Source organism: Affinibrenneria salicis (genome assembly GCF_008710095.1).
In genome coordinates, this window is record NZ_VYKJ01000002.1 from 95,360 (window position 1) to 115,326 (window position 19,967).

At 57.5% G+C, this 19,967-nt stretch carries 15 protein-coding genes and 1 pseudogene; 7 read left to right on the forward strand and 9 right to left on the reverse strand.

Annotated features, from left to right (window positions below; translation table 11 throughout):
* Positions 1-10: 10 nt before the first annotated feature.
* The 7 genes from phoQ to rluE all read right to left on the reverse strand — a co-directional run bounded on the left by phoQ (position 11) and on the right by rluE (position 6,738).
* Positions 11-1,468 (reverse strand): two-component system sensor histidine kinase PhoQ, encoded by a 1,458-nt coding sequence (gene phoQ, locus FJU30_RS05315; RefSeq protein ID WP_150433955.1) that lies wholly within the window; start codon positions 1,466-1,468, stop codon positions 11-13.
* Complete coding sequence (gene phoP / locus FJU30_RS05320) at positions 1,461-2,144, reverse strand: two-component system response regulator PhoP (protein WP_150433956.1); 684 nt, start codon at positions 2,142-2,144, stop codon at positions 1,461-1,463. Before phoP ends, phoQ begins: the two co-directional genes overlap by 8 nt.
* 202 nt (positions 2,145-2,346) lie before the next feature.
* Positions 2,347-3,717 carry an adenylosuccinate lyase gene (gene purB / locus FJU30_RS05325; protein ID WP_150433957.1) on the reverse strand — a complete coding sequence of 457 codons (1,371 nt, stop codon included), beginning with the start codon at positions 3,715-3,717 and terminating at the stop codon, positions 2,347-2,349.
* A gap of 98 nt (positions 3,718-3,815) precedes the next feature.
* Entirely contained in the window at positions 3,816-4,442 is a 627-nt protein-coding gene (hflD, locus tag FJU30_RS05330; protein ID WP_150433958.1) for a high frequency lysogenization protein HflD, read from the reverse strand.
* A gap of 2 nt (positions 4,443-4,444) precedes the next feature.
* Positions 4,445-5,551, reverse strand: a complete 1,107-nt coding sequence (mnmA, locus tag FJU30_RS05335; RefSeq protein ID WP_150433959.1) for a tRNA 2-thiouridine(34) synthase MnmA — start codon at positions 5,549-5,551, stop codon at positions 4,445-4,447.
* A gap of 118 nt (positions 5,552-5,669) precedes the next feature.
* A complete protein-coding gene (locus tag FJU30_RS05340; protein ID WP_150433960.1) occupies positions 5,670-6,119 on the reverse strand; it encodes an NUDIX hydrolase in 450 nt (149 codons plus the stop codon).
* Positions 6,112-6,738 carry a 23S rRNA pseudouridine(2457) synthase RluE gene (rluE, locus tag FJU30_RS05345; protein WP_150433961.1) on the reverse strand — a complete coding sequence of 209 codons (627 nt, stop codon included), beginning with the start codon at positions 6,736-6,738 and terminating at the stop codon, positions 6,112-6,114. The genes FJU30_RS05340 and rluE overlap by 8 nt, the downstream gene beginning before the upstream one ends.
* 131 nt (positions 6,739-6,869) lie before the next feature.
* On the opposite strand from rluE, the gene icd reads away from it, so the two are divergent.
* A complete protein-coding gene (icd, locus tag FJU30_RS05350) occupies positions 6,870-8,123 on the forward strand; it encodes an NADP-dependent isocitrate dehydrogenase (RefSeq protein ID WP_150433962.1) in 1,254 nt (417 codons plus the stop codon).
* Between the two features lie 540 nt (positions 8,124-8,663).
* Here the strand turns inward: icd and FJU30_RS05355 are convergent.
* Complete coding sequence (locus FJU30_RS05355) at positions 8,664-8,957, reverse strand: YjcB family protein (RefSeq protein ID WP_150433963.1); 294 nt, start codon at positions 8,955-8,957, stop codon at positions 8,664-8,666.
* Between the two features lie 211 nt (positions 8,958-9,168).
* Between FJU30_RS05355 and FJU30_RS05360 the strand changes: the two genes are divergently transcribed.
* The 6 genes and pseudogenes from FJU30_RS05360 to FJU30_RS05385 form a co-directional block, all read left to right on the forward strand.
* Entirely contained in the window at positions 9,169-10,068 is a 900-nt protein-coding gene (locus tag FJU30_RS05360) for a LysR substrate-binding domain-containing protein (protein WP_150433964.1), read from the forward strand.
* Between the two features lie 1,038 nt (positions 10,069-11,106).
* Positions 11,107-12,348 carry an ATP-grasp domain-containing protein gene (locus FJU30_RS05365; RefSeq protein WP_191091528.1) on the forward strand — a complete coding sequence of 414 codons (1,242 nt, stop codon included), beginning with the start codon at positions 11,107-11,109 and terminating at the stop codon, positions 12,346-12,348.
* Positions 12,345-13,673, forward strand: coding sequence for an ATP-grasp domain-containing protein (locus FJU30_RS05370; protein WP_150433966.1), 1,329 nt, complete (start codon positions 12,345-12,347; stop codon positions 13,671-13,673). The genes FJU30_RS05365 and FJU30_RS05370 overlap by 4 nt, the downstream gene beginning before the upstream one ends.
* Before the next feature lie 549 nt (positions 13,674-14,222).
* Positions 14,223-16,397: a sensor domain-containing phosphodiesterase gene (locus FJU30_RS05375; protein WP_150433967.1), complete on the forward strand. Its 2,175-nt coding sequence runs from the start codon at positions 14,223-14,225 to the stop codon at positions 16,395-16,397.
* 238 nt (positions 16,398-16,635) lie between these two features.
* Positions 16,636-17,520, forward strand: a complete 885-nt coding sequence (gene htpX / locus FJU30_RS05380) for a protease HtpX (RefSeq protein WP_150433968.1) — start codon at positions 16,636-16,638, stop codon at positions 17,518-17,520.
* 369 nt (positions 17,521-17,889) lie between these two features.
* Positions 17,890-17,964: pseudogene (locus FJU30_RS05385) on the forward strand (IS200/IS605 family transposase); the annotation flags it as partial.
* Between the two features lie 124 nt (positions 17,965-18,088).
* Here FJU30_RS05385 and FJU30_RS05390 read toward each other — a convergent pair.
* Positions 18,089-19,471 (reverse strand): MFS transporter, encoded by a 1,383-nt coding sequence (locus FJU30_RS05390; protein ID WP_150433969.1) that lies wholly within the window; start codon positions 19,469-19,471, stop codon positions 18,089-18,091.
* Positions 19,472-19,967: the final 496 nt, after the last annotated feature.

The following is a 19,967-nucleotide window of genomic DNA, read 5'->3' on the forward strand; positions in this document are numbered from 1 at the left end:
GCCAGGTCTTTCACACCTCATTCTGCAGCGCCTGACGGGCGAAAATGGCTTCGACCCGCGCGCCGCCCAGCGCGCTGTCGCTGATGATGATCTCGCCCTGATACTGTTCGATGATCTCCGCCGCAACCGACAGGCCCAGTCCCTGACCGGGGCGCAGCGTATCGGCGCGCTGGCCGCGCTGAAAAATCACCGCCCGTTTGCTGGCAGGAATACCCGGACCGTCGTCATCCACGATCAGATGCAGCCGGTGGTCCGAATACTGAGCGCTGATCTCGACGAACTCCAGACAGTATTTGCAGGCGTTATCCAGAATATTGCCGAGGATCTCCATGAAGTCGTTTTTTTCGCCGATGAACGTAAGCTCCGGCGAAATGTCCAGCGTTAGCTCGACGCCCTTGCGCTGGTAAACTTTGTTGAGCGCGGAGCACAGGCTGTCGAGCAGCGCGGGCGCGGAGTGGATCTCGCGCGTCAGCACGTTGTGTTCGGCCTGCACGCTGGCGCGGTGCAGATAGTAGCCAATCTGTTGCGAGATGCGGCTGATCTGCTCCAGCATGATCGGCTCGGCCTGTTCAATGGTGGTTTCCCGGCCGGTACGCAGCGCGCGCAGGGTGGTCTGCAGTACCGCCAGCGGCGTTTTCAGACTGTGGGTGAGGTCGGTCAGCGTGGTGCGGTATTTTTGATGGCGCTGGCGCTCGTTGCGCACCAGAAGATTGAGGTTGCGCACCAGACGCGACAGTTCGCGCGGCGGATTTTCATCCATCTGCTGACGCGTGCCGTTTTCCAGCTCGCCGACCTGATGCGCCAGTTTCTGAATCGGCCGCAGGCTCCAGTGCGCGGCCAGCCACAGCAGCGGCAGCACCAGCAGCAGATTGGCGACGAACACATAGCTGAACCATTCCCAGACCATATCCGCCTGCTGCAGTTCCTGCGGGATGCGATCGACCACCACAATGGTCAGCGGCGGCAGATGGCCGGTGGCCGGGTAGCGGTTCACCGCGATTGAGTGCGTCAGCGCGCCGCGCGCGCGGCTGTTGAACGATTTGAGCTGGCTGAGCAGGCGCGGATCGTCTTTCAGCACTTCGCTGCTGGTATGGGTATCGGTATCAATCTCGTGATAGGCGGTTTTCTGCAGCCATTCGGGGCGAATCAACGCCTCCATTTCCGGTACGTTGCGTTCGCGCCACAGGATATTGCCTTCGCGGTCGTAAATCAGCACCAGCGTCGGGTAGTTAATGTCAATATCCGGCGGCATGGCGATGGTTAACTGGTTGTCGCGCCACTGCGCCAGACTGAAAAACAGATTGCTCTCGCCGCGCAGCAGGCGGAAAGAGGTCTTGTCGAAACTGACGCTGTAGCCGATGATGGCCACCATGCCGTAAGACAGCGACAGCGCCAGAACGATGGCGACCGTGGCCAGCAAAAAACGGACGCGCAGCGAGAAGGGCGCGCGGCGCGCGGCCTCAGTCATCGGGCGTCTGAATATCAAAGCGGTAACCCTGGCCGCGCACGGTGGTGATGACTTCGCCGGGATGCGCGACCTGCAGTTTCTTGCGCAGCCGCCCCATCAGCACATCGATGGTATGGCTTTCGCGCAATTCGGCGTCCGGGTACAGCTGCAGCATCAGCGCCTCTTTGCTGACCACTTTGCCGGCGTTGCGGATCAGGGTTTCGATGATGGTGTATTCGAACGCGGTCAGCTTGATCTGCTGCTGATTGACCACCAGTTCACGGCGCGATAAATCGACCTGGAACGGCGGCAGGCTAATGATCTGCGAGGCCAGCCCGCAGTGGCGGCGCATCAGCGCCTGCAGACGGGCGACCACTTCTTCCATATGGAAGGGTTTGGTCACGTAGTCGTCGGCGCCTGCCTCCAGCACGGCCACCTTGTCCTGCCAGCCTTCGCGCGCCGTCAGCACCAGAATCGGCAGCTTTATCTGACCGGCGCGCCAGCGGCGGATCATACTCATGCCGTCTTCGCCGGGCAGGCCGAGATCCACGATCGCGATGTCGGGAGCATGCTCCTGCAAAAAATAGTCGGCTTCACGGGCATCGGCCGCCGCGTCGACCTGATGATTCATTTCGTTCATTTGCACCGTAAGATGGTGGCGTAGCAACATGTTGTCTTCTACAACCAGAATGCGCATGGTCACTTCCTCAGCGATAGTGTCTTTTGTCCCTGACATTTGCCTGCGCGTTGCGTTCAGGACTTGAATGGAATAAGAATAAATGGAATAAGAATAATTGTCTGCGCTGAAGTTTAAACCGCGGGTCAATACACGGGCTACGGCACAGCATGTCGGAGCGGGGAAGCGCGAGCCGGACCATGACTGGCCCGGCGTCGGCGGGTTATTTCAGGTCGTCGACCAACTGCACGGCGCGGCCGATATAGCTGGCGGGCGTCAGCGCTTTCAGCCGGGTTTTTTCGGCTTCCGGCAAGGCCAGTCCGTCGATAAATGCCTGCATGCCGGCGGCGTCAATGCGCTTGCCGCGCGTCAGTTCCTTCAGTTTTTCATACGGTTTTTCAATGCCGTAGCGGCGCATCACGGTCTGGATCGGCTCGGCCAGCACTTCCCAGTTATGGTCCAGCTCGTCCAGCAGATGGGCGCGGTTTACTTCCAGTTTGCTCATGCCTTTCAGCGTCGACTGCCAGCCGATGAGCGCATAGCCGACGCCCACGCCGAGATTGCGCAGGACGGTGGAGTCGGTCAGATCGCGCTGCCAGCGCGAAACCGGCAGTTTGCTGGCCAGATGGCCCAGCACGGCGTTGGCCAGACCGAGGTTGCCTTCGGAGTTTTCAAAATCGATCGGGTTAACCTTGTGCGGCATGGTCGAAGAGCCGATTTCGCCGGCGATAGTCTTCTGTTTGAAGTGGTTAAGCGCGATGTAGCCCCAGATATCGCGATCGAAGTCGATCAGGATGGTGTTAAAGCGGGCGATGCAGTCAAACAGCTCCGCGATGTAGTCGTGCGGCTCGATCTGCGTGGTGTAGGGGTTCCAGACGATGCCCAGCGAGGTGACGAAACTTTCGCTGAACTGGTGCCAGTCCACTTCCGGGTAGGCGACCAGGTGCGCGTTGTAATTCCCAACCGCGCCGTTGATTTTACCCAGAATTTCCACCTGCTCCAGTTGGCGGTACTGGCGCTCCATGCGATAAGCCACGTTGGCCAGCTCTTTGCCGATGGTCGACGGCGTGGCCGGCTGGCCGTGGGTGCGCGACAGCAGCGGAATATCGCGGTGCTCGCCGGCCAGCTGGCGCAGGTTATCAATGATCCGGCGCCAGTACGGCAGCACCACCTCGCGCCGCGCGGTGCTCAGCATCAGGGCGTGCGACAGGTTATTGATATCTTCCGAGGTGCAGGCGAAGTGGATAAATTCGCTCACCTCATGCAGCGCCGGCACGGCGGCCACTTTCTCTTTCAGGAAATATTCGACGGCCTTTACATCGTGGTTGGTCGTGCGCTCGATCGTCTTAATGCGCTGCGCATCCTGCACGCTGAATTCGGCGACGATTTTGTCGAGGTAAGCGTTTGCGTCGCGATCAAATGGCGGAACTTCCTTGATTTCTGCGCAAGCGGCCAGTTTTTGCAGCCAGCGTACTTCAACCTGCACGCGGAACTTCAGCAGACCGAATTCGCTGAAAATCTCGCGCAGCGTGCTGACTTTATCGCCGTAGCGTCCATCGACGGGGGAAACGGCGGTCAGTGAGGATAATTCCATCGCAAGCAACTCCTGGGATTGGTGTTAAACAAAAAGGGTATGGCACTAATCGAACGCGGCGTCCGCGCGCCGCCGGCGAAGGCGGACGCGAGCGATAATCAACAGCTGGCCAACAGGCTCTGCGCCTGTTTAACCAGATGGCCGCGGGAAAACATCAGCTGCAGGCGTCCGCCGCCTACCTGCTGCCATAGCACGGCGGCCCGCATGCCGGCTAACAGCGAGGCGCGAACTTTGGCCTGTACCTGGGAATTTTGCAGCACCTCGGGCGCGCCGGTGACCTGAATGCGCGGGCCGAGCGGGCTGATCACATCGACGTAAATGCCGGCCAGCGCGCCGATGACGGTGTCGGACAGCAGATCGAAATGCTCCAGCTGGCGCTCCAGTTGACCGATGCGTTTGCTGAGCTCGTCCAGCGCGGCCGTTTTGCCGTTTAGCTTACGCTCCAGCACCATCAGGCTGAAGGTATAGCGCGACACGTCGATATCCGGCCCCTGACGGCTGGTGTTGAGCACGCCCAGCAGCGCCTCCAGACCGGGTTTCAGCATCGCAACCGAATCGCCGAACACGCCGAGCGTGGAGGCGGGATTAACGATCAGAACGCTGTTCAGCGATGTGCGCAGCGTTTCGTCATCACAGTGGCCCTGGTGAGCGATCTGTTGCACCAGCCGTGCGGCCTGGCAGATGCCGGCCAGCGCCAGCGTAATGTCGTGATAGTTTTTCGCCACGGTTACTCCTGAATACGTCGCTCAATGATGCCGCCGCCCAGACAGACTTCGCCCTGATAAAATACGGCGGACTGGCCAGGCGTAACCGCCGCGACCGGCGCGTCAAAGCGCACCGTCACGCCGTCATCGCCGTTCGGCTCGACCTGGCAGGCGATGTCCTGCTGCCGGTAGCGGGTTTTCACCACGCAGGTCAACGGCGCGCGCAGCGGCTGCCGGTCAACCCAGTGCAACTGGCGGGCGACCAGCCCGATCGACATCAGGCGCGGATGCTCGTGCCCCTGCGCAACGTACAGAATATTGCCGGCCACGTCTTTATCCACCACGTACCAGGGATTCTCATCGCCATCTTTCGTCCCGCCGATGCCGAGTCCTTTGCGCTGACCGAGGGTGTGGTACATCAACCCCTGGTGCTGGCCGAGCGGCCTCAGGTCATCGACGTTCAGAATCGGTCCCGGCTGAGCCGGCAGGTAGCGGGCCAAAAAATCGCGAAATTTGCGTTCGCCGATAAAGCAGATGCCGGTCGAGTCTTTTTTACGCGCCGTGGCCAGATCCAGCCGTTCGGCGATGCGACGCACCTCGGGTTTTTCCATCTCGCCGATGGGAAACAGGCTCTGGGCGATCTGTTCGTGGCTCAGCGTATAGAGAAAATAGCTCTGGTCTTTGTTGCCATCCAGCCCGCGCAGCAGACGGGTGGCGCCGTTGATATCCTGACGCCGGACATAGTGGCCGGTGGCGATATAGTCCGCGCCCAGATCCTCGGCGGCGAATTCAAGAAATGCCTTAAATTTGATTTCTTTATTGCACAGAATATCGGGATTGGGGGTGCGGCCGGCGCGATATTCGGCCAGAAACAGTTCGAAAACGTTGTCCCAGTATTCGGCGGCGAAATTCACCGTATGCAATTCGATGCCGAGCTTATCGCAGACCGCCTGTGCGTCGGCAAGGTCGGCGGCGGCGGAGCAGTACTCCGTATCGTCATCTTCTTCCCAGTTTTTCATAAACAGGCCTTCCACCTGGTAACCTTGCTGTTGCAGCAGGTAAGCGGAAACGGAAGAATCGACGCCGCCGGACATCCCGACAATCACTTTTTTCTGGCTGTTATCTGACATGAAAATCTCACGAACTGAATATATTAACGCCTGCGGGCGGTAAACAAGCGCTGTATTTTATCATGATGCGCCGCCGGCTGCACCGCCGATTGAGCATTGATGCGCGCCGGGCCGGCAATTAATGATGCGGCCAGTTAAACGCCGCCAGCAGCGACAGCGGATAACGCTGGTTGCGTTGATAGCAGCGTATGCTTTCCGCCACCAGCGGCGAGCGCAGATTGGCGGCCTGCAAAATCCGCCCGGCGGGCAGCCACAGGCAGCGTTCGATATCGCTGTCGTGCGGCTGAGTGGCCACCCGCTCCGTCAGATCGATGGCGAAGCAAAAGCGTAAAAACGGCGTGCCGTCCGGCGCGATCCACTGGTGCAGCTGCAGAAAGCTCTGCGGCTCGGCGTCAACGCCGGTTTCTTCCCACAGTTCTCGCCGCGCGGCCTGCTGCAGCGTTTCATCCGCCTCCAGGTGCCCCGCCGGCTGATTCCACAGATGTTTCCCGTTAATCGGTTCTTCGACCACCAGAAAATGATTGTCGGCCTGCACTACGCAGGCGACGGTAACATGAGGTTTAAACATCGGTTATGTCCTTCCAGTGACCGGGAGATAAGTTATCCAGCGTCCAGTCCGCCACCGCGTAGCGGATCAGGCGCAGGGTGGGGTGGCCGACATGGGCGGTCATGCGCCGCACCTGTCGGTTGCGGCCTTCGTGCAGCGTGATTTTCAACCAGCTGACCGGAATGTTCTTGCGTTCGCGGATCGGCGGGGTGCGCGGCCATAGCCAGTCCGGTTGCGCCACGCGCTCGACGCCAGCGGGCAACGTCGGCCCGTCGTTCAGCGTCACCCCGCGGCGCAGCCGCTGTATATCCTGTTCATCCGGCTCGCCTTCCACCTGCACATAGTAGACTTTGCCGCATTTTTTTCCCGGTTGAGTCAGTTGAGCCTGTAATTTGCCGTCATTCGTCAGTACTATCAAACCTTCACTGTCGCGATCCAAACGACCGGCGGCGTAAATTCCGCCAACCGGAATGTAATCTTTCAGCGTTGCCCGGCCGGCTTCGTCCGTGAACTGGGGCAACACATTGAAGGGTTTATTGAACAGTACGACGCGCCTGGCGGCGGCGGTTAGCGGACGTCGGGCGGTCGGGCGCGGCGCGGATCGTTTAACAGGGTGATTTTTAACGGAGTATTTCTTCATTGTCTTTATCGTTGCGGGTCATAGCCGCATTATACTCGAAATGGTTTGCGATTGGCGCTGCCGGGATATTCGAGTAGTATTGACCCGCATCTTACAAATCATTAACAAAATTGCGCTCGAAGGAGAGGTTAATGGAAAGCAAAGTAGTTGTACCGTCGGAAGGTCAGAAGATTACGGTGGATGGCGAAGGTAAACTGGTTGTTCCCAATCATCCGATTATCCCGTTCATCGAAGGGGACGGCATTGGGGTCGACGTCACTCCCGCGATGATCAACGTGGTCAACGCCGCAGTTAAAAAAGCCTATCAGGGCCAGCGCGCCATTTCCTGGATGGAAATCTACACCGGTGAAAAATCCACGCAGATCTACGGCCAGGATGTCTGGCTGCCGGAAGAGACGCTGGATCTAATCCGTGAATATCGCGTGGCGATCAAAGGGCCGCTGACTACGCCGGTGGGCGGCGGTATTCGTTCCCTGAACGTCGCGCTGCGCCAGCAACTGGATCTGTATATCTGCCTGCGTCCGGTACGCTACTATGAAGGTACGCCGAGCCCGGTGAAACACCCTGAACTGACTGACATGGTGATTTTCCGCGAAAACGCGGAAGATATTTATGCCGGTATCGAGTGGAAAGCGGGCAGCGCGGAAGCGGACAAAGTGATTAAGTTCCTGCGTGAAGAGCTGGGCGTTAACAAAATCCGTTTCCCGCAGCAGTGCGGCATCGGCATCAAACCGTGCTCCGAGCAGGGCACCAAACGGCTGGTGCGCGCGGCGATCGAATACGCCATCACCAACGATCGCGACTCCGTCACCCTGGTGCACAAGGGCAACATCATGAAGTTCACCGAGGGCGCGTTTAAAGACTGGGGCTACCAGCTGGCGCGCGAAGAATTCGGCGGAGAACTGATCGACGGCGGTCCGTGGGTGAAGATTAAGAACCCGAACAGCGGCAAAGACATTATTGTTAAAGACGTGATCGCCGATGCTTTCCTGCAGCAAATCCTGCTGCGTCCGGCCGAGTATGACGTGATCGCCTGTATGAACCTGAACGGCGATTATATCTCCGATGCGCTGGCGGCGCAGGTGGGCGGTATCGGTATCGCGCCGGGCGCCAATATCGGCGACGAATGCGCGCTGTTTGAAGCCACGCACGGCACGGCACCGAAGTATGCCGGCCAGGATAAGGTCAACCCGGGCTCTATCATCCTGTCCGCCGAAATGATGCTGCGCCACATGCAGTGGTTTGAAGCGGCCGACCTGATTGTTAAAGGTGTGGAAGGCGCGATTAACCATAAGACCGTGACTTACGACTTCGAACGTCTGATGGACGGCGCTAAGCTGCGTAAATGCAGCGAGTTCGCGCAGGATATCATCGATAACATGTAAGCCGGTGGTTATCGAATGATCGGCGGGGGCGCAGGCCTCCGCCGATGTTTAACATTCAAATCTGCTGTTCCGCGCCTGCGCGCAGGCGCGCTTTTGGGCCGGCGTCGTTTGCTCCATCAGGCATCAGGCCGGACAGCGAGCGCACAGGCGCAGCAGTGTGTCCGGCAAAATCGGCTCCCCCTGACGGACCTCTCCGGTATTTTAATCGCTCATATTCGCCCGGGCCGCTGGCGCCTCATCCGATGACATCCTCACCACCTTTTATCATAACGCTGACCGATGCGGTTTGTTGCCCGCGCAGCCTGTCGCTGATTCGCGCTATCGGGTCTTGCCCTGCAGGCAAAAAAATCCCGACTCGCAAATGACCGAGCCGGGATAACGTTAAAAAACCGTAGTTAATTAACAATGACGATGATAAATCGCTATAAGCATAGACCGGAGTGCGTCGCGCTCGTTGTGCTATTAATGCGACGCGTCGCCGTTTGGTAAGCAATCTGTGCTATCCGCCATCAGACGGCGGCGGAGCAGGAAGGCGGGCGTTTATAGCATCGAGGTGTACATCCAGCGCTGCATTTCTGGGCTGCTCAATGTTTCGGGAATGTCGTCTTTTAATTCGATGAAAAAATTCGCCATGGATGCGCTATCAATCGTGGCGCCGGTCGCGTTCAGCACGAACCAGCAGGCCATCAGTAATCCGAGCAGACTAAACAGGAAAGCGATAATGCCATAGCCGGCCTGTTTGCTGCGAATGTTGAGTACGCTGGACACAAACATTAGCAACGCACTGAGTAATTCCCAGCGCACGGCGAAAAAACCAGCCGTCAGGGTTCCCATTGAGCCTCCTCCTGGGATTTTTTGGGATATATTTGTGATGGGAATCGCAATATATCATAATTTTTTGTATTCACCAGCGAGGCGGTGTCGGCAGAGAAGCCAATTTTCTGCCGCCGTCTCGCTTACGCGGCGGAAGTTGTCGGCAGCCTTGTCGCCACCGTATTTTTTGGGCTATCTTAGCGCAGCCCGCATGACCATTCAGGATGAAAGGATGCCGTTACATAACGATTTGCCCCCGCTGATGTCGCTGCGCGCATTTGAAGCCGTCGCGCGCCATCTGAGTTTCGGTAAGGCCGCGCAGGAGCTGTCGCTGACGCAAAGCGCGGTCAGCCATCAGGTGCATAAACTGGAGGAATCGCTCGGCCTGCGCCTGTTTGATCGGCTGACTCGCGCCATTGAGCTGACGCCGGCCGGAGAGCACTACTATCGGCATATTCGCCGCGCGCTGGAGATTATTGCCTGCGGCACGCGCGACGTGCGTTCACTGGCCGGGCGTAGCCGCACGCTGCGTATCGGGCTGCTGGCCTCGTTCGCCACGCAGTGGCTTGCGCCCCGCCTGGCGCTGTTCGCCGCGGAAAATCCGCATATTGATATTGAACTGGTGCCGTCGGTCGCGCTGGCTAATGTCGCCGCCCATGAGGTGGATCTCTCCATTCGCTATGGCCGCGGCGACTGGCCTAACGTGAGTAAACATTTCCTGATGCATGAACGTCTGTCGCCGGTTTGCAGCCCGGCGCTGAAGGCGGCTTTGCCGCAGGCGCCCGCTCGGCTGGATCAGGTGACGCATATCCCGCTGCTGGTTGCACAGGCGACTACGCAGTTTGAGTGGATCGCGTGGTGCCGGCGTTTTAACGTCAGTCTGGAGCGATTCCAGATGGTGCAACTGCATGATTACAATATTGTCATAGAGATGGCGACGGAGGGACAGGGCATCGCCATGGGCCGCCATCAAATGATCGGCAAACGGCTGCGCGAAGGCGTGCTGGTGGAATTGTTGGACAACAGCGATATTATTGACGATATCGGCTACTGGCTGTTGACGCCGCCCAACGACTGCAGCGAGTCTTGCCGACGCTTTGTCGACTGGATCCAAAATGAGGCGAATAAATAAACGCATCTAAATTTTCTATGTGTCGATGAAAAATATCTATTTGTCACTTTCGACTATTCGTTGCATGATGCCGTTACTCTCTCATTTATTCAAGAACGCTTTATTTCTGCGCGACAAAGCCAGAATGAAATGAGCAAAAATAACCACAACGATAATTCGCTATGAATGTATATCTGTGGCGGATTGATTACGCCGGCCGTGTATTATAATAAGTCATTCCGTCATTATTTCTGGGCAGGCGTTTTCTCTATAATCGGAGATGTATGGAATATAAATAAAAGTGCGGCGTTTTTAAAATAAAAAACCTGCCGCTGCTCTCAGCGATAACGCATATACCGGAATGCCGAATGAATGCCAAATGTATTCAGTTTCGGGGCGAGTGTAGGCTAAATGTCCTGAGCCGCAGGATAAAACGTTATCGTTTTGAGCAATACACGGCGTTGGCCATTTACGGGCGAGGCTGGTTTACGCGCCTCATCATGCGGCAAACGAAGAACAAACCGGTCAGGCGCCGACTTGAACGGCGCCTGCGCGACCTGAAGGGGAAGCCTGAACGAGCAGGCCCATTAAGCCCGGCTAATTTTCACATACTCGAAATAATTCAGGTTGCAGGATAAAACATTATCGTTTTGAGCAACGCAATGCGTTGGCCCTTGACGGGCGCCGGCGCATGCCTGCGCCTGGTAACGCGGCAAGAGAATGACGAATTTGCTTTGTCCAGCCTGCGGCCGACCTGCGGTGAAAGGCTTGGTGTTTCCCATTAATCCCGATGGACATACTCCGGGAAGGGAACCCGGATGCGCCAGCGCATCTGCCGTTTGAAGTATGACGAGTATAAATAGCCCAACAGACAGAGCGCTTATTTTAACGCGTGCGGCGTCGATATTATGGCAAATGACACGCACCGCGCGGCATGATTTTTCGGATTCAGGGGTAGGTATGTCAAAAGCAGGTGTATTAATCCTTAGCCACTGTGGCTATTCATTTGTTGAAAATTTATTAATTATTTTAGAATCGCGCGGGTTAAAGAGTTTTGTTTTGTCATCGTGTCCGGCGGAAGAGCAGGCCGATTATCGCATCAGAACATTGAGCGGATTAACGCACGATATGGTTGCCACCCGTAACCATGCGCTGAGCTGGCAGGATGTCAGCCGTATGCTGACCCGTCTGAACGCCGCCGGAGAAGAGGTGCTGTGCTGTATCAGCGTATGGGAAGGGTATCGGCCCCTGATGGCGTTGGCGAATCAGCAACTGGGCGTGACCGATTTGCCGGTGAAACAGGTCGATTTGCTGCGCGATAAATTGACCCTGCGCAACCAACTGAACGCCTGCGGTCTGAGCCGGACGCGGGCCACGTTGCTCACGCCGGCGCTACTGCCGCAGATGGCGTGCGGCGACCACCGCTATTTTATCAAACCGCGAGTGGGGCTGGCCTCCTGCGGTACTTTTTCTCCATGCGCGCAGACTCACTGGCGGGATCTTGAAGCCATTCGCGGTGAAATTGGGCGCGATCCGGTTTATCAATCGGCGTTTGGCGCCGTGGTGCAGTTTATCGCTGAGGATTATCTGCCGGGCAAAGAATACAGTTTTGAAGTCATTGCGCTGGCGGGACAGCCGCACGTGATGGCCATCCACGAAAAATGCGAACTCACCGAGGTTTCCGCCGCGGTGCTGGAGGACGCCTGCGTCAGTCCGCCGGTTAGCCTCACGCCGGACGACTGCCAGCGCGCTATCGCCTGGATTCATCGGCTGTTTGAACAGCTGGAACTGCGCGAAGGCTGTTTCCACGTAGAGGCGCGCAGCCAGGACGGCGGATGGGAGGTGATTGAAATCAATCCGCGCGTCGGCGGCAGCTTTATTTCACACAGCGTCGGTATTCAGAACGGTCAGCAGGACATGCTGGCGATCTGGCTTGATACCCTGCTGAGCCAGCGCTCGCAACACGCGCGCCTTCAGCAGCAGGCGAAACTGAATGCGCTGGCCTTTAAGGTGCGCAGTGATTCCGTCACGCAGCGCGGCACCTTCTTCCGCGTTTATTTCGCCCACCGCGGACGTATCGACAGCATCTCGCTTCGGACGCCTCCGCATGAACCGCTGCTCAGCCAGCTTTTTCTACATGAAGGCGATGAGATCACTGACGCCTCCCGTGAAATTTTTCTGGGGCAACTGCTGTGGGAATGTCCGCGCAACCAGTTGAAAAAGCAATTGCCGGCGCTGTTGCGGGAGTCCCGGTATGCTATCGCGGTTAAATATCATCCGACAACGGGAGTTAATCTATGAAACCGGCACCGGTCCGTTATTTCCTGATTATCGATTACAACCTGGCGCAGGCCGGCGACGTAAAGGTGATGTCGGACTATGCCCGGCAACAGTACCACGTCAAGACCGTGCTGATCCGTCCCGATCCCAGCGATCGCGACTGGGGGCTGTGCGATATTGTTTTTGACCTGAATCCACTCAGCCCGGACTTTGTCGAAGAAGCGCTCGATCAGCTGGCGGCCTATCGCCAGGGGCTGGCGGCCGGCGTCGTGTTTTCGGATAACGCGGTGCATAGCGGGGCGCAGCTGCTGCGCGAGCTGGGGCTGCCGGTCGATTCTGATCTGCTGGCGCTGAATGCGTTTGATAAATATGCCTACCGGCAGCGTGAATATGCCCATCGCGAGCTGTTTCATACCCAACGGGTGCTGGTGCCGGCCTGCCGTAAAATCAGTTCGCTGAGCGGGTTGCAGCAGTTCGCCGCGGCGATTGATAGCGCGTTTGTGTTGAAGCCGGCCTGCGAAGACAATAACCGGGGCGTGGTGGTGGTTAATCCCGGCGATGACCTGGCGGAGGCGTTCCGTGAAGTGGCGCCTTATCTCTCCGGCGGCGTGATGTGCGAAGAAAAAATCACCTTTGGCCGCGAGTTCTCGTTCGACGGGGTGGGAATAAAGAGCTTTATTACCGAGAAAGTCAGCGCCGACGGTCGTTATCCGGTGGAGATCGCGCAGATTTTGCCGGCCCGGCTTATGGCGCATGAGCAAATTACCCTGACCCGCGCCGGCCTGCTGGCCAATCTGATTGTCGGCCAGCGCAACGGGCCGTTTCATAACGAGATCAAGCTGAATGACGACGGCAGCTATGCGGCTATCGTGGAGGCTAACCGCCGGCCGGCGGGAATGAATATCTGGCTGCTGGCGAGCAAAGTTTACGGGGTGAATTTTTTTCGCGTGTGGGTCGATGCGGTGTTTGGCGTCGCCTCGTCGCCCATACTGCCGCTGCCGGTTTGCCAGGCGGCGACCGTTATGCTGGGCGTGAAGGCGACCGTCCGTATACATCCCTCCCACCAGTCGGATCTGCTGCCGCTGCTGGAGCGCGCGCGCCAGCAAGTGTTGCAGCAACTGGGTCTGGAACGCAACGAGCTGCTGCTGGTTAAGTATCACTGGGTCAATCTCAAACCAGCCGTGGTGCATGCCGTACCGCACGACGGCAGCGACTTTGCCGCCTGGGTCTGCCTGACGCTGCAGAGTGAAGATATCGATATGCTGACTGTCGTGCATCAGTTTCGCCGCGTCTGGCTGGATATTTTCCACCAGCATCAGCCGCTGGCGATCGATATGGCGGTATAACATGCCTGGGCAACGGGCAACGGGCAACGGGCAACGGGCAACGGGCAACGGGCAACGGCGTTATCGGCTGTGGCGACGTTATTCATCGCCGGCCCGGCAGAAGACCGTCTTTCATCAGCGCGCCTGAAATATCCCGCTGCGTTTGCTGGCGGCGCGCCGCCGTATCCTGCGCTGGTTAACGCTGTTTTCCGTGTTGGTTGCTATCGTCGCGTCCGGCCGTCGTGTTCACCCGTCCCGCTTGATTCTCCGCCGTCAACCCTGTCGATTCCCCGCGAAAACTTCCCGCAAAACACGGCGGACATATAAGTTATTATTCATCGCGCATTAATTGTTCGGTTAACTTGTCTGTCGGCATAAAAAAAGTGCGATCGATTATAAAATAGGCGTTTTTATAATAAAACCTATTGTTAATTAGCATGTTAACTGACAGTGTGTTTCTCCCGGCGGATTAAAGAGGGCGAGCATGAAATTGCAGCAGGCTGCGCAATGATGGCAAGCGACTACAATTTTATGTAAGAGGTGAAACCGTAATCTCTCAGGAGGAATTCCATGAATCAGGTGCCATCAGATGAACATGAAGCGAACCGGCTGGCCGCGTTGAGCGAGTACGGTATTCATCATGTGTTATCCGATTCTGGTTTTGACGGCCTGATTAACCTGGCGGTAAATATTTTTAATGCTTCCGCCGTGATGATTTCTCTGATCGAAGCCGAACGTCAACTGTTTGCCGCCAGTATGGGCGTATCGATATGCGAAACCGCACGCAATATTTCTTTCTGCAGTTACACGATTCAGCAAAAAGGCATCATGGTAGTGCCGGATACGCATAAAGATCCGCGCTTTAAGCATAATCCGCTGGTAACGGGCGAACCGCATATCCGTTTTTACGCCGGTATTCCTCTGTTTTCACCCTCCGGTTACGCCATCGGTTCTCTGTGCGTCATCGACAAAAAGCCGCGCGCGGGGCTGAGCGTGCGCGATGAACAGAATATGCAGGATCTGGCGCAACTGGTTATGGACAATCTGGAGATGCGCCGGCTTGAGCTGGCGCGGCGGGCCAGTCGGAGCCGGTTTGAAAACATCGCCTTCACGTCGCCGGATAGCATTATTTGCGCCGACGGCGATGGGCTGATTACTTACTGGAATCCGGCGTCTCAGGTGATGCTGGGCTACAGCAGTCAGCAGATTATCGGTAAATCGATTCACACGCTGTTTGCCGAGCCGGCGTTGGTTCCGCTGCGCCAGCTAACCGGCGAGAAGGGTAAGCAGGGCAGCGGCCTGACGCTGGAATTAACCGTACAGGCACAGGACCGCAGCATGATTCCGGTGGAAATGTCGCTTTCTTCGTGGGCCGATGACGATAGCGTTAGCTACAGTGCGATTCTGCGCGATATTACCGAGCGGCGGCATAACGAGGAGCGTCTGTTTCTGCTGGCGCATATGGATCCATTAACCGGGTTGGCTAACCGGACTCTGTTGACCTCCTCGCTGAAAAAGACGCTCCGGCATGAAGCCATTATGTGCGTGATGATGGTGGACCTCGATGGCTTCAAGGATATGAACGACAATCTGGGGCACGGCGTCGGCGACGAGATCCTGGTGCAGGTGTCAAAGAAAATCCGCGCCAGCGTGCGGCCCGGCGACGTGGTGGCGCGCATGGGGGGCGACGAATTCGCCCTGTTATTGCCGGGTCTGGACGATGCGCGCGAAGCGGCAAAGATCGCCGACCGTATTATTAACGATATCGCCCGCAGCATTATCATCGATGAACAGACCATTAATATCAGCGCCAGCCTGGGCATTGTGATGTATCCCGCCCCCGGCGTTTGCGCGCGAGATTTGCTGATAAGCGCCGATCTGGCGCTGTATCAGGCTAAGACCGAAGGGAAGAACTGCCGCCGTTTTTTTACGCGCGAGCTGCGCGAAATGTCGCTGGCGAAGCACGCCTTTCAGTCCGAGTTTGCCCGCGCCTACCAATACGGCGAATTCGAGCTGTTCTATCAGCCGCAGATTCGCCTGGCGGATCAGTCGATGGTCGGCGCCGAGGCGCTGCTGCGCTGGCGCCATCCGCAGAAAGGTCTGCTGGCGCCGGCCGCGTTTCTGACCGCGCTGGAGTCCGGTCCCTGGGCGGAGCGCGTGGGCGACTGGGTGGTGCTTGCCGCCTGCCGGCAGGCGGCGCAGTGGCGCCGCAGCGGCGCGCCCGATTTCCGCCTGAGCGTCAACCTGTTCGGCGCCCAGTTTCGCTCCGGCAATCTGGCGCGGAAAGTCCATGATGTTCTGGCGCAGAGCGGGCTGGCGCCGCAGGCGCTGGAGCTGGAGATCACCGAGAATATCATTCTGCGACATGATGAAAACATGCTGCAGCCGTTGACGGAACTGCATGCTGAGGGTATTGGCATCGCGTTTGACGATTATGGCACCGGCTATGCCTCGCTCAGTATGCTGAAAAACTACCCGGTGACGCGGCTGAAGATCGATCAGTCCTTCGTGCGCGCCATGTGCGATTCGCCGCCCGATGCGGCGATTGTGCGGGCGATCCTCTATCTCGGTAAAAGCTTCGGCCTGGATGTGATTGCCGAAGGCGTAGAGACTATCGCCCAGTGCGAGCGGCTGAAGAAAAAGGGCTGCGAGCAGGCGCAGGGATATCTGTTTGGTCGGCCGATGCCGGTAGCGGAGTTTGAACAGCGCTTTAACCTGAATGTAGGAATGGCGCGGCAGGGATAAGGTGGCGTAAAGTCCGCGTTTGAGGTCGCTGACTCAGTCGTCGGTCATCGTACGGCGCAGAGACCGGGCTGATTAACCTGGTGATCTAACAACAGTTTATCTTGCGATTTACTAAAAAGTGTAAAGTTGTGTCGTTTTGCCGGCTGAAAAGGGCGGCGCGCTTGAAAATGTACGCTTAGCCCATACGATTATAAAGGTAGCTGACATTATTCTGGCTGAGAGAGGATACAAAACTTATATGATGCGTATTGCGCTTTTCTTGATCACTAACCTGGCGGTGATGCTGGTTTTTGGGCTGGTGCTCAGCCTGACCGGCATTCAGGGCAGCAGCGTTACCGGCTTAATGATCATGGCCGGGCTGTTTGGCTTTGGCGGCGCGTTTGTTTCACTGCTGATGTCTAAATGGATGGCTCTGCGTTCTGTCGGCGGCGAAGTGATCGAGCAGCCGCGTAGCGAAACGGAGCGCTGGCTGGTTAACACGGTGCGGATGCAGGCGCAGCAGGCGGGGATCGCCATGCCGCAGGTGGCTATCTATAACGCGCCGGATATCAATGCGTTCGCAACCGGCGCGCGGCGTGATGCTTCGCTGGTGGCGGTGAGCAGCGGTCTGCTGCAAAATATGAGCCGCGATGAAGCCGAAGCGGTGATTGCCCACGAAATTAGCCATATCGCCAATGGCGATATGGTCACTATGACGCTGATCCAGGGGGTGGTGAACACCTTTGTGATCTTTATTTCGCGTCTGCTGGCGCAGGTGGTCTCCGGTTTTCTGTCCGGCAACCGAAGCGATGGCGAAAGCAGCGGCGGCAACCCGCTAATCTATATGGCGGTCGCCACCGTGCTGGAGCTGGTATTCGGTATTCTGGCCAGTATTATCACCATGTGGTTCTCCCGCTATCGTGAGTTTCACGCCGACGCCGGATCCGCGCGTCTGGTCGGGCGTGAAAAGATGATCGCCGCCCTGCAGCGCCTGAAGACCAGCTACGAACCGCAGGAAGAGAGCAGCATGATGGCTTTCTGCATCAACGGTAAAAAAACCGGTTCGTTTGGCGCGCTGTTTATGTCGCATCCGCCGCTCGACCGGCGTATTGAAGCGTTGCGCAGCGGTCAATATTTGCGCTAGTCATCGCGACGATTGTTAAACCGACAGGGCGGCGACGATGCCGCCCGGGGTTGTTGACAACGTCGGCGATGAAGCCGGGATGTCCGGGCCTGCCGTACCGGGCGACGTTTCGGCGGCTAACGGCGCTACACCCCATCGCCGAGTTCTCCCTTGATAACGAGCGTGGTCATTAGTCTGAAGCGGCAGCGATGCCGCTTTTTTTGTGCATAGAAAACTCCCAGCCAGGCTGGGGACCGTAAAGCTTTCAGCTATAAGTCGGTTATAAAAATCCCTTTCAATTTGTTAAAACACCTTGCGGTCTGGCAACTGCAAAAGTTAAACAAAAATTGAAAGGGGGTTCTAATAGGGGACGAAAAGAGCTTAACGCTCCAGCTGGAGCAGGATAAGCGGGGTGAACAGCTCGCGATACCGTATCCGGGTAGCTCGTTTACGGGCTGTAAGTAATCCATAGATGCAAATGTCAGATCGCGATGCGCCTGTTAGGGCGCGGCTGGTAACAAAGCCTTACAGGCGCATATGAAAAACCTCCGGCTATGCCGGAGGATATTTATTCCGGCCGTTTTTCCGCTCAGTCCTGGCTGGCCGCGCGTGATTGCGTGAGGCGCGAAGCGCTGACTACGGCCGCAACGGTGGAGAATATGCCGGCCAGCACCAGCGAAGCGTGCGTGCCGTGTACGCCGAATCCATTAAACATCAGCGCCACCAGCGCGGCGCCGCTGGTTTGCCCCAGCAGGCGCGCGGTGCCCAGCATACCGCTGGCGCCGCCGCTGCGGTGGCGCGGCGCGGAAGAAATAATCGTGTGGTTGTTGGGCGACTGGAACAGGCCGAAACCGGCGCCGCACAGCATCATACGCCAGATAATGTCGATATCCGCCGGCTGGCCGGGAATAAACGCCAGGCTAAACAGCCCCGCGGCGAATACCGCTAAACCTATGCCGCCCAGCAAGCCGGGATGCACGCGTTCAATCAGGCGACCGGCGATCGGCGCCATCACCATCGTCGCCAGCGGCCAGGGCGTCAATAATAAGCCCGTCGCTACCTCATCGCGTCCCGCCACGTTCTGCAGAAAAAAAGGTAATGACACCATCGCCAGCATCTGCGCGCAGAATGAGCAGATGGAGGTGCAAATAGAGAGCGAAAAAATCGGAATGCGCAGCAGGTCGACAGGCAGAAGCGGAAAAGTCATTTTCATTTGACGCCGGATGAACAGCGTTCCGACGATCAGCAACGCGACCAGTTCGCCCAAAATAAGTCGATAATCTTGCCCCTGGGCGAAGCCGCTGAGCGCCGAGATCAGCAGGCCAAAAGTCAGGGCGTTCATCAGCGCGCTCAGCAGGTCGAACCCCTGTCCCTTCGATTTCTGCGGGTTATCGGGTAAAAAACGCAGCGACAGCCACAGCGCGACGACACCGACCGGCACGTTGATAAGAAATAGCCATTTCCATGATGCGACGGAGAGCACGGCCGAGGCGACGGTTGGACCGGCTGCGGTCGAGACCGCGACGATCAGCGAGTTAATTCCCATGCCGCGTCCCAGCTGACGCTGGGGGTAGATAATGCGGATCAACGCTGTGTTTACGCTCATCAGCGCCGCGCCGCCCAGCCCCTGCAGTACGCGGGCGAAAATCAGCGTCTCCAGCGATCCTGATAGCGCGCAGAACAGTGAAGTGCAACTGAAAACAACCAGACCGCACTGATAGATGCGACGATAGCCGACAATATCGCCGAGGAAGGCGAGGGAAAGCAGGGAGACGATAATCGCCAGCTGATAGGCGTTAACGATCCAGATGGACTCGGCCGGACTGGCCTGAAATTCGCGAGCGATGGTGGGCAGCGCCACGTTGGCGATGGCGCCATCCAGAACGGCGACGGTAATACCTAATGCGATGGCGGCGATGGCGCCGTAACGTTGCGGCAGGGGCAAGCCGTCGGTTTGAGCAGAATTAACCATAAGTAGCAATATGCGTGGCGGTGAATATCACCATGCTAATGACTTTTCGCCGATTTGCATCGTTCTGGAGACAAAATAAAGTATCTGTGAATGTGTCGGGCGCGTTACCGGCGGCCGCGATGTAGCTTACAGACTAAGGTCGACCTCTGTCTTTATCAAAAAATTCCGCAAGTTAACCTGCTGTTGGTCACGGCGGAGGCAAACGCTCCGACCGCGTTTCTTCGGCTTTGTAGTATTCGGCATTTTACCGGCGACCCGCGTCCGAAATAGTTCGCCACAATGCGGCTGCCGCGATTATCCGCGTTAGCGCGTCACTATTTCGGGCGCCGGGCTTCCGGTTGCGCGCCGCGCATCAGAATGCCCGGCACGCGCCCGGGATTTATGGCAAAATGCGCGGTGAATCGGCGCGGATGAGGCGCCGGACGATGACCACAGCGTTACAGCGAATGGCTGAGTGAAACTGAGAGATTGCAGGTAGGGTTACAATGACGGGTTT

Coding starts and splice junctions, on each gene's coding strand:
- FJU30_RS05360 (WP_150433964.1), top strand. CDS start 9,169: ATGCCGTTACATAACGATTTGCCCCCGCTGATGTCGCTGCGCGCATTT.
- icd (WP_150433962.1), top strand. CDS start 6,870: ATGGAAAGCAAAGTAGTTGTACCGTCGGAAGGTCAGAAGATTACGGTG.
- FJU30_RS05375 (WP_150433967.1), top strand. CDS start 14,223: ATGAATCAGGTGCCATCAGATGAACATGAAGCGAACCGGCTGGCCGCG.
- FJU30_RS05340 (WP_150433960.1), bottom strand. CDS start 6,119: ATGTTTAAACCTCATGTTACCGTCGCCTGCGTAGTGCAGGCCGACAAT.
- htpX (WP_150433968.1), top strand. CDS start 16,636: ATGATGCGTATTGCGCTTTTCTTGATCACTAACCTGGCGGTGATGCTG.
- phoP (WP_150433956.1), bottom strand. CDS start 2,144: ATGCGCATTCTGGTTGTAGAAGACAACATGTTGCTACGCCACCATCTT.
- FJU30_RS05390 (WP_150433969.1), bottom strand. CDS start 19,471: ATGGTTAATTCTGCTCAAACCGACGGCTTGCCCCTGCCGCAACGTTAC.
- rluE (WP_150433961.1), bottom strand. CDS start 6,738: ATGAAGAAATACTCCGTTAAAAATCACCCTGTTAAACGATCCGCGCCG.
- FJU30_RS05370 (WP_150433966.1), top strand. CDS start 12,345: ATGAAACCGGCACCGGTCCGTTATTTCCTGATTATCGATTACAACCTG.
- mnmA (WP_150433959.1), bottom strand. CDS start 5,551: ATGTCAGATAACAGCCAGAAAAAAGTGATTGTCGGGATGTCCGGCGGC.
- purB (WP_150433957.1), bottom strand. CDS start 3,717: ATGGAATTATCCTCACTGACCGCCGTTTCCCCCGTCGATGGACGCTAC.
- phoQ (WP_150433955.1), bottom strand. CDS start 1,468: ATGACTGAGGCCGCGCGCCGCGCGCCCTTCTCGCTGCGCGTCCGTTTT.
- FJU30_RS05355 (WP_150433963.1), bottom strand. CDS start 8,957: ATGGGAACCCTGACGGCTGGTTTTTTCGCCGTGCGCTGGGAATTACTC.